The sequence below is a fragment of the Salipiger sp. HF18 genome (assembly GCF_011806505.1).
Classification (GTDB): Bacteria; Pseudomonadota; Alphaproteobacteria; order Rhodobacterales; family Rhodobacteraceae; genus Salipiger; species Salipiger thiooxidans.
In genome coordinates this window covers 1-8,900 of the sequence record NZ_JAATOS010000145.1, presented here as the reverse complement: position 1 = coordinate 8,900, position 8,900 = coordinate 1, and the positions used below count along the sequence as shown (strand labels likewise).

Annotated in this window: 11 protein-coding genes; 8 read left to right on the top strand and 3 right to left on the bottom strand. The window is 67.3% G+C overall.

Annotated elements, in window-relative coordinates; genetic code table 11:
• The 4 genes from dapF to HC022_RS13410 all read left to right on the top strand — a co-directional run.
• The coding region (gene dapF, locus HC022_RS13425) for a diaminopimelate epimerase (RefSeq protein ID WP_167452773.1) at positions 1 to 445 on the top strand (445 nt) is incomplete at its 5' end.
• Entirely contained in the window at positions 442 to 1,695 is a 1,254-nt protein-coding gene (mtaB, locus tag HC022_RS13420) for a tRNA (N(6)-L-threonylcarbamoyladenosine(37)-C(2))-methylthiotransferase MtaB (RefSeq protein WP_167452772.1), read from the top strand. The genes dapF and mtaB, both read left to right, overlap by 4 nt.
• A 4-nt stretch (positions 1,696 to 1,699) precedes the next feature.
• Positions 1,700 to 2,323 carry an FMN-binding negative transcriptional regulator gene (locus tag HC022_RS13415; protein ID WP_167452771.1) on the top strand — a complete coding sequence of 208 codons (624 nt, stop codon included), beginning with the start codon at positions 1,700 to 1,702 and terminating at the stop codon, positions 2,321 to 2,323.
• A gap of 54 nt (positions 2,324 to 2,377) precedes the next feature.
• A complete protein-coding gene (locus tag HC022_RS13410; RefSeq protein WP_040383791.1) occupies positions 2,378 to 3,073 on the top strand; it encodes a phosphatidylcholine/phosphatidylserine synthase in 696 nt (231 codons plus the stop codon).
• Positions 3,074 to 3,090: 17 nt separating this feature from the next.
• Here HC022_RS13410 and HC022_RS13405 read toward each other — a convergent pair whose 3' ends face one another.
• Together HC022_RS13405 and rimO are read right to left on the bottom strand one after the other, a co-directional pair.
• Positions 3,091 to 3,681 carry a thymidine kinase gene (locus tag HC022_RS13405; RefSeq protein WP_167452770.1) on the bottom strand — a complete coding sequence of 197 codons (591 nt, stop codon included), beginning with the start codon at positions 3,679 to 3,681 and terminating at the stop codon, positions 3,091 to 3,093.
• A 484-nt stretch (positions 3,682 to 4,165) separates the two neighbouring features.
• On the bottom strand, positions 4,166 to 5,530 hold the full coding sequence (gene rimO / locus HC022_RS13400) for a 30S ribosomal protein S12 methylthiotransferase RimO (RefSeq protein ID WP_167452769.1): 1,365 nt from the start codon (positions 5,528 to 5,530) through the stop codon (positions 4,166 to 4,168).
• A 197-nt stretch (positions 5,531 to 5,727) separates the two neighbouring features.
• Here rimO and HC022_RS13395 point away from each other — a divergent pair, with 197 nt between their 5' ends.
• The 3 genes from HC022_RS13395 (at position 5,728) to HC022_RS13385 (ending at position 7,700) form a co-directional block, all read left to right on the top strand.
• Positions 5,728 to 6,462, top strand: a complete 735-nt coding sequence (locus HC022_RS13395) for a L,D-transpeptidase (RefSeq protein ID WP_089962248.1) — start codon at positions 5,728 to 5,730, stop codon at positions 6,460 to 6,462.
• The gene (locus tag HC022_RS13390) at positions 6,459 to 7,070 is read left to right on the top strand and encodes a DsbA family protein (RefSeq protein ID WP_167452768.1); all 612 of its coding nucleotides are present in this window, start codon (positions 6,459 to 6,461) and stop codon (positions 7,068 to 7,070) included. Before HC022_RS13395 ends, HC022_RS13390 begins: the two co-directional genes overlap by 4 nt.
• 75 nt (positions 7,071 to 7,145) lie before the next feature.
• Entirely contained in the window at positions 7,146 to 7,700 is a 555-nt protein-coding gene (locus HC022_RS13385) for a L,D-transpeptidase (protein WP_008885564.1), read from the top strand.
• Positions 7,701 to 7,725: 25 nt separating this feature from the next.
• On the opposite strand, the gene HC022_RS13380 is transcribed toward HC022_RS13385, so the two are convergent.
• Entirely contained in the window at positions 7,726 to 8,526 is an 801-nt protein-coding gene (locus HC022_RS13380) for a helix-turn-helix transcriptional regulator (protein WP_242661781.1), read from the bottom strand.
• Between the two features lie 182 nt (positions 8,527 to 8,708).
• On the opposite strand from HC022_RS13380, the gene HC022_RS29150 reads away from it, so the two are divergent.
• Positions 8,709 to 8,900, top strand: a 192-nt coding sequence (locus HC022_RS29150; protein WP_368484665.1) for an ATP-binding cassette domain-containing protein, incomplete at its 3' end; no start/stop codon positions are given.

Sequence of the window (8,900 nt, the reverse complement as noted above, 5' to 3'; positions counted from 1 at the left end):
GATCCCGCTCGCGCGCGAAATGGACACGCTGGAGCTTCCCATCGACGGGGCGCCCACCGCCACCGGCATGGGCAACCCGCACTGCACCTTCTTCGTCGAGGACGCCGAGGCGGTCGACCTCACCAGCTTCGGCCCCGTGCACGAGCATCATCCGCTCTACCCCGAGCGCACCAACGTGCAAGTGGCAAGCATCATCGGCCCCGATCACATCCGCATGCGGGTGTGGGAGCGCGGCGCCGGGCTCACGCTGGCCTCGGGCTCGTCCTCCTGCGCCACGGCGGTGGCGGCGGCGCGGCGCGGGCTCACCGGGCGCAAGGTGACCATCGAGCTCGACGGCGGCACGCTGCAGGTCGACTGGCGCGAGGACGGGGTCTGGATGACCGGCGGCACCGCGCATGTCTTCGACGGCAGCTTCTCGCGCGCCTGGCTGGAGGCGGCGGGATGAGCGTGCCCAAGTTCACCACGCTCGGTTGCCGGCTCAACGCCTACGAGACCGAGGCGATGAAGGCGCTGGCCGAAGAGGCGGGCGTCGGCGACGCGGTGATCATCAACACCTGCGCCGTGACGCAGGAGGCCGTGCGCAAGGCGCGGCAGGAGATTCGCCGTCTGCGGCGCGAGAACCCGGACGCGCGCGTCATCGTCACCGGCTGCGCCGCCCAGATCGACCCCGAGAGCTTTGCCGCCATGGACGAGGTCGACGCGGTCATCGGCAATTCCGAGAAGATGTCGCCCGAGACGTGGAAAGGGCTGCGGTCCGATTTCATCGGCGACACCGAGAAGGTGCAGGTCAATGACATCATGTCGGTGACCGAGACCGCCGGCCACCTCATCGACGGCTTCGGCACCCGTTCGCGCGCCTACGTGCAGGTGCAGAACGGCTGCGACCACCGCTGCACCTTCTGCATCATCCCCTACGGCCGTGGCAATTCGCGCTCGGTGCCCGCGGGCGTGGTCGTGGATCAGATCAAGCGGCTGGTGCAGAAGGGCTTCAACGAAGTCGTGCTGACCGGCGTCGACCTCACGAGCTGGGGCGCTGACCTGCCCGGCACGCCGCGGCTGGGTGACCTGGTGATGCGCATCCTGCGGCTCACCGACGTGCCGCGGCTGCGCATCAGCTCGATCGACAGCATCGAGGCGGACGAGAACCTGATGCTCGCCATCGCCACCGAGCCGCGCCTGATGCCGCACCTGCACCTCAGCCTGCAGCACGGCGACGACCTGATCCTCAAGCGAATGAAGCGCCGCCACCTGCGCGACGATGCCATCCGCTTCACCGAGGAGGCGCGCAGGCTGCGCCCCGACATCACCTTCGGTGCCGACATCATCGCGGGCTTCCCGACCGAGACCGAGGCGCATTTCGAGAACTCGCTGAAGCTGGTCGAGGACTGCCACCTGACCTGGCTGCACGTCTTCCCCTATTCCTCGCGTCCCGGTACGCCCGCCGCGAAAATCCCGAACAAGGTCAACGGCACGATCATCAAGGAGCGCGCCGCGCGCCTGCGCGAGGCCGGGGACGTGGCCGTACAGCGCCATCTCGCGGCCCAGCAGGGGGTGACCCACCGCGTGCTCATGGAAGCCCCTGACATGGGCCGTACGGAGCAGTTCACCGAGGTCACCATGACCATGCCGCAGGCCGAGGGCGCCATCGTCACCGCCACCATCACCGGCCAGAGCGGCCAGCGCCTGGTGGCCTGATCCGATGCACCCGAATCCCGTCTACCGCGGCACCGGACAGGACCACAGCCTCGCCTTCGTGCGGGAACGCGCCTTCGGCACCCTCGCGGTGTCGACGGAGGGCGCGCCGCTGCTGAACCACGTGCCCTTCCTGCTTTCGGAGGACGGGACCCACGCCGACCTGCACCTCGTGCGCTCGAACCCGATCTGCCGGGCCGCCCGCGACGGCATCGATGCGCGGCTCGCGGTGTCGGGGGCGGATGGCTACATCTCGCCCGACTGGTACGGGCTGGGGCCCGACCAGGTGCCCACGTGGAACTACGTCGCCGTGCACCTGACCGGCCGTCTGGTGCCGCTGCCGCCCGAGACCATCGAGACGCTGCTCGCCGCCCAGTCCGCCGCGTACGAGCGGCGCCTGCCCAAGGCGCCGTGGACGCTCGACAAGATGGAGACCGGGGCGAAGGAGCGGCTGCTGCGCATGATCCTGCCCTTCCGTCTCGAAATCGCCGATATCGACAGCACCTGGAAGCTGGCCCAGAACAAGCCCGAGGCGGCGCGTCTCGCCGCGGCGGGAATGCTCTCGACCGGCTTCGGGCAGGAGCTCGAGGCGCTGGCCGAGGCCATGCGGGTGCCGCCCTCCGCCGAGTGACGCTTTGCCGAGTGAGTGTTTGCGCCGGACGCGCATATGCGGCATGACAGGGCCATGACACGGAATTCCCAGGCACTCTTGGTCCACCTCTTCACCGCCACCGGCGCGGTTTTTGCCATGCTTGCGCTGCTCGCTGCGGCGGAGGAGCACTGGTCCGAGATGTTTCTCTGGCTGGTCGTGGCCTTCTTCGTAGACGGGCTCGATGGCCCGCTGGCTCGGCGCTACGACGTCAAGGCCAACGCACCGCGGTTCGACGGGGTGCTGCTGGACCTGATCATCGATTACCTGACCTACGTCTTCATTCCGGCCTTCGCGCTCTTCCAGTCGGGGCTGCTGCCGGGCTGGACCGGATGGTTCGCGATCATCATCATCACCTTCGCCAGCGCGCTCTACTTCGCCGACAGCCGCATGAAGACCTCCGACAACTCGTTCCACGGCTTTCCGGGCTGCTGGAACATGCTGGTGCTGGTGCTCTTCGCGGTTCAACCGAACTTCTGGGTGATCCTGACGCTGGTGGCGGTGCTGTCGGTGGCGATGTTCCTGCCGCTGAAGTTCATTCACCCGGTGCGCACCGAGCGCTGGCGCGGGCTGTCGCTGCCGGTGGCGCTGGCCTGGACCTTCTTCGCGGGCTGGGCGGCATGGGTCGACTTTCACCCGGACAGCTGGGCGCATTGGGGCCTCGTGGCCACCTCGGTCTACCTGATCTTCGCGGGCGTCGCGCAGCAGGTCATCCCCGCCCGCACGCAGTAAGGCCTGCGAGGCGCGGCTCAGTCCGGCTGACGGTCTCCCACCGCCTCGCGCCAGTGCCTGCGGCAGAGCGAGACATAGGTCTCGTTGCCGCCGATCTGCACCTGATCGCCATCTGTCGCCGCGTGGCCCTCGCCGTCCTGACGGATCACCATTGTCGCCTTGCGGCCACAGTGGCAGATCGTGCGCACCTCGCGCATGGTGTCGGCCAGTGCCAGCAGCACCGCCGAGCCGGGGAAGAGCTGGCCGCGGAAATCCACCCTGAGCCCGTAGGCCATCACCGGGATGCCCAGATCGTCGGCCACGCGGGCCAGCTGCCAGACCTGGGCCTCGGTCAGGAACTGGGCCTCGTCCACGAAGATGCAGGCGAGCGCCCGCTTCGACTGTTCCGTGGCGATGCGCGCGAAGAGGTCGTCCTCGGGCGTGAAGGTGTCCGCCTCGCGGCCGAGCCCGATGCGCGAGCCGATCCGGCCCTCGCCTGCGCGGGTGTCGAGCCTTGCGGTCAGCAGGTAGACCTCCATGCCGCGTTCGCCGTAGTTGTGCGCCGCCTGCAACAGCAGCGTCGACTTGCCGGCGTTCATGGTGGAATAGTTGAAGTAGAGCTTGGCCATGGGCCCGGTGCATGCCGCAGCGCGGTGCGGTTCGCAAGACGGGCCGGGGGATGCGGGCGCGGTGCCCAGAAAAAAATGCCCCTGCAGCGCAGGAGCATTCTGAATTAGCCAAAATACAAACGTATAGCCGGTTCTCCCCGAGGGGAGAAAATCCATTTCACGTGACGAGATGAAGGCGGAAATGCCGACACCCAAAACCGGGTCGAGTTCTCTCCACACCACCCTGCCAGCCGATCACTTGCGAGATCCCCTGCCGACAAACCAGTCTAACGCCGAGACCCTAGCATGACCGCCGCAGGATGACCCGCGTCGTGCACCTCGGGACGTGCTGAAACGGCCCGTGAGAGCGATTTCGCCCAAAAAGTGGGCGAATTTTACACTTGGGAAGCGGGGAAACGCCAGAATCGCGATGCGTCGGCGGGAATTAGCCGCGAATCGCCGGCGAATCACCCGCCGCCACAGGGGGCGGCGACGACGGGGCGCCTCAGACGAGGCGGCCCCAGAGGTCGTATTCGCCGGCCTCGTCGACCTCGACGGTGACGATGTCGCCGGGCGTGAGCTTTTCGTGGCCCTCGTCGATGAAGAGGTTGCCGTCGATCTCGGGCGCATCGGCCTTGGTGCGGCAGGTGGCAGCGTCGTCCTCGACGAGATCGACGATCACCTCGATGCGCTGGCCCACCTTGGCGGCAAGCTTCGCCTCGGAGATCTGCTGCGCCTTCTCCATGAACCGGTCCCAGCGCTCCTGTTTGAGCTCGGCGGGCACGTGGTCGGGCAGCGCGTTCGAGCGGGCGCCGTCGACGTTCTCGTACTGGAAGCAGCCGACCCGGTCGAGCCGGGCCTCGTCCATCCAGTCGAGCAGCGTCTGGAACTCTTCCTCGGTCTCGCCCGGGTAGCCGACGATGAAGGTCGAGCGCAGGACGATCTCGGGGCAGGCGGCGCGCCATGCTGCGATCTCGTCGAGCGTGCGGGCCGCGGCCGCGGGCCGGGCCATGCGCTTCAGCGTGTCCGGGTGGGCGTGCTGGAAGGGGATGTCGAGGTAGGGCAGCACCTTGCCCTCGGCCATGAGCGGGATCAGCTCACGGACGTGGGGGTAGGGGTAGACGTAGTGCATCCGCACCCACGCCCCGAGTTCGCCCAGATCGCGGGCCAGCGACAGGATCGGCGCCTTCTCGGTGCGGTCCTTCAAGTCGGTGCCGTAGGCAGAGGTGTCCTGGCTGATCACCAGCAGTTCCTTCACCCCGGCCTCGACCAGCTTCTCGGCCTCGCGCAGCACGGCGCGGTGCGGGCGCGAGGCCAGCTTGCCGCGCATGTCGGGGATGATGCAGAACTTGCAGGCGTGGTTGCAGCCTTCGGATATTTTCAGGTAGCTGTAGTGGCGCGGCGTGAGCTTCACGCCGCCGGCCGGCAGCAGGTCCACGAAGGGATCGGGCGAGGGCGGAACGGCGCCATGCACCGCGTCGAGGACCTGCTCGTACTGGTGCGGGCCGGTCACCGCGAGCACGCGCGGATGCACCCCGGTGATGTACTCGGGCTCGGCGCCGAGACATCCGGTCACGATCACCCGGCCATTCTCCGAGAGCGCCTCTCCGATGGCTTCGAGGCTTTCGGCCTTGGCGCTGTCGAGGAAACCGCAGGTGTTCACGATCACCGCGTCGGCACCGGCGTAATCGGGCGAAATGCCGTAGCCCTCGGCGCGCAGCCGGGTCAGGATGCGCTCGCTGTCGACCAGCGCCTTGGGGCAGCCCAACGAGACCATGCCGATGGTCGGCTGGCCGTCACGGCGGGTCTCGGTGATGCGGGCGCGCGCCAGATCGGGGCGCAGGTCGGGGGGATTCTGCATGGCGCGCATATAAGCGACGCTTCGCCTCTGGGGAAGCCCCGGCGCGCTGTCGCTTGACCTCGGCGCTTCGGGAACGACCTTAAGGCTGTCTTAAGCTACAACAATCACGCCGCACGACAGCCTTGGAACAGACAATCCGCATGTCCCGCCCCGCAAAGGGGCCGGACGAAGAGCTCTGGCGGCAACGAGAGGACAGTAGGAATCCGATGATCGCACTCACAAAGATCCGCCTGACGATGCTCGCGGTGCTGGCCGCGCCTGCGTTGCTTGGCGCATGTGCCACCACCGTGCCGATGAACGAGCCGGGCCAGATTACCGAAGAGACCCGCGCCATGTACGCCGCCACCGTCGACAACGGCATCGAGGTGCCCGCGATCGAGGACAAGTACCTGTCTGAATACAACAAACGCCAGCTCGTGGACTATTACGCGCCCTACCGTGCCGGCACCATCGTCGTCGATCCGGGCGGCAAGTTCCTCTACCACCTGCAGGGCGACGACACCGCGATGCGCTATCTCATTGCCGTGGGCGCGCAGGGCTACGGGTTCGCCGGCGAGGCGACGATTCCCTTCCAGCGCGACTGGCCCTACTGGACGCCGACCGCCAACATGATCAAGCGCGACCCCGAAACCTACGGGCCGGTGCGCAACGGCCTTCCCGGCGGGCTCGAGAACCCGCTCGGGGCGCGGGCGCTGTATCTTTACAAGAACGGCCGCGACACACTCTACCGCATCCACGGTACGCCGAGCCCCTGGACCGTCGGGCACGCCACCTCGTCGGGCTGCATCCGCATGTTCAATCAGGATTCGATCCATCTCGCCGCCGAAGTGCCGAACGGCACCAAGGTCGTCGTGCTGACCAAGGAGCAGGCCGGCAAGTGGACCACCCCTCCGGGTGAAGCGGTCGCTTCGGCCGAGACCACGGACGGCGACGCCGGATGATCGTCGGCAGGAGGGGCACATTCGCGATCCTCGCGGGGGCGGGCGCGCTGGCGCTGCTGCCGCAGGGCGCCTCGGCGCAGGGGCTCACCGTCGAGGCGGTGCTGAACGACCCGGACGCGCCGGTGCTGGGCAACCCGCAGGGCGGGCTGACCATCGTGGAGTATTTCGACTACCAGTGCCCCTTCTGCAAGGCGATGCACCAGCCCCTGACCGAGGTCGTGGCCGAGGATGGCGACATCCGGCTGGTGCTCAAGGACTGGCCGATCTTCGGCGCTGCCTCGCTCCGCGCCAGCCAGCTGGCGCTCGGGGCGGTCGATCTCGGCGCCTACGAGGCAGTGGTGTCTGCGCTGATGGCCACCAAGGGGCGGCTGAGTGACCGGCAGGTCGACCGGGCGGTCTCGGCCGTGGTGGCGCCGGCGGAGGCGCGCAAGTCCTACCGCCGCCGCCGCGCGAGGTGGGACGGGCTCATGAGCCGCAACGCCTTTCAGGCGACCGCGCTGGGGTTTCAGGGCACGCCCGGCGTGGCCGTCGAGACCACCATCTACGACGGCGCCATGGACGCGCAGGCGCTGCGCGACGCCATCGCCGAGGCGCGCGACCAGGCTTAAGTTTCGGTTAAGGCTCGGCTGGTCTCTGGCGACAACGGCCGGAATGTGCCGTGGCAGACCAAGGAGCAGAACGACATGAATCGCCTGACACGACGTGGAACCCTCGCACTGGGCGCCGCCGCCGCCGGAAGCCTTCTGGTGCCCTCCGTTGCGGCCGCGCAGACGGTCCAGCGCCGCAACATCTCGAGCTTCGCGATGCAGGACTGGCGCGACCATTTCGAGACGCTGGGCAAGGGCGCCATCGTCGCCGACACCGCCTCGCGGGCGCTGCATTTCTGGTCGGGCGATGGCTCGGACTACCGCGTCTACCCGACCTCCGTGCCGCTCACCGACGAGCTGACCAAGCGCGGTTACACCGAGATCGTGCGCAAGAAGGTGGGCCCGTCCTGGACGCCGACCGCGAGCCAGATGGAGCGCTACCCCGACTGGAAGCCTATCGGCCCCGGCCCGGACAACCCCCTGGGAACCCACGCGATGTATCTCGGCTGGCCCGCCTACATCATCCACGGCACCCACGACACCCGCAAGATCGGCCGCCGCTCGTCCGACGGCTGCATCGGGCTCTACAACGAGAAGATCGCCGAGCTCTTCAAGCTCTGCCCGATCGGCACGCAGGTCCGGGTGATCTGAGCCATCGGCCGGTCCCGGAGGCGCCTCAGAACTCGAGCGTCGTCAGGACCGGCATCATCAGCGAGAACAGCTCTGCCTGCGAGGAGATCTCGCATTTTCGGTAGAGCTGTTTTCTGAAGACCTTCACCGTCTGCGGGCTGATCTCGAGCCGCATCGCGATGGAGGCGGACGAGTGCCCCTTGAGGATCAGCAGCGCGATTTCCGCCTGCCGGGGCGTAAGCGAGATCCCGTGGACGCTGTCCATCCGGGCCCGGAGCCCGTCCGACACCGTGCTGTCCTTGAAATCCCCCGAGGTCCGGAGCCCCGACCAGTTGCGCGCGATCAGCGCGCAGGCGATGGGCGCGATCTGCTCTGCCCGCTCCATGTCGCGCGTCGAGAACACACGCTCGGAACTGGCGTCGCGCCCGAGGCAGACGTGCACCGAGACGCCCTCGGAGGGATAGGCGACATAGGCCAGCTCGTCGATCAGCGTCGTCCGGCGATAGTAGACCGAGTAGTACTCGTTGCGCAGGAACTGGTCCGGGGCGATGTCGCGCATCCGGTGCAGCCCGGCCGGTGCCCTCTGGATGTGCAGATCGTGGAACGGATCGAGCAGATAGGCCCCGGTCAGGTAGTTCGATTCGAGCTTTTCGTGGACACGCTTTTCCTGCGCGTGGGAAAACAGAAGCTGCGGCGGGCGGTTCTGGAAGTAGGCCAGCATCGTGGTGTTGTCGATCTCGAAGCAGCGCACAAGCCACTGAAAGAAAACGCCCGCGAACGCCTCGGTCTCGAGCGCCTCGATGGCGCGGCCAAGGAAGTTTTCGGTCAGGTTGGGCAGTTTTCTCATCATACCTCTCTGGGGGTATATACCCCTTGAATGTGCCTCTCTTAGGGTATGAACCCATAAACGGGTGGTATCATCCGGGCAAAGAAAAACAGTTCAGGGGGTGGTTCGGCATCGTGACCGGGACCGTGATCAGCATCGACCGCGTGGTGAAGAGCTTCGGCACCTTCACCGCACTTCACGAGGTGTCGCTCGACATCGCGGACAACGAATTCTTCACGCTGCTGGGGCCGTCAGGCTGCGGCAAGACAACGCTCCTGCGCTGCATCGCGGGGTTCGAGCCGGTCTCGGGCGGGCAGATCCGCCTGCACGGCGAGGACATCGCGCCGCTGCCACCGTTCAAACGCCCGGTCAACACCGTGTTCCAGCACTACGCG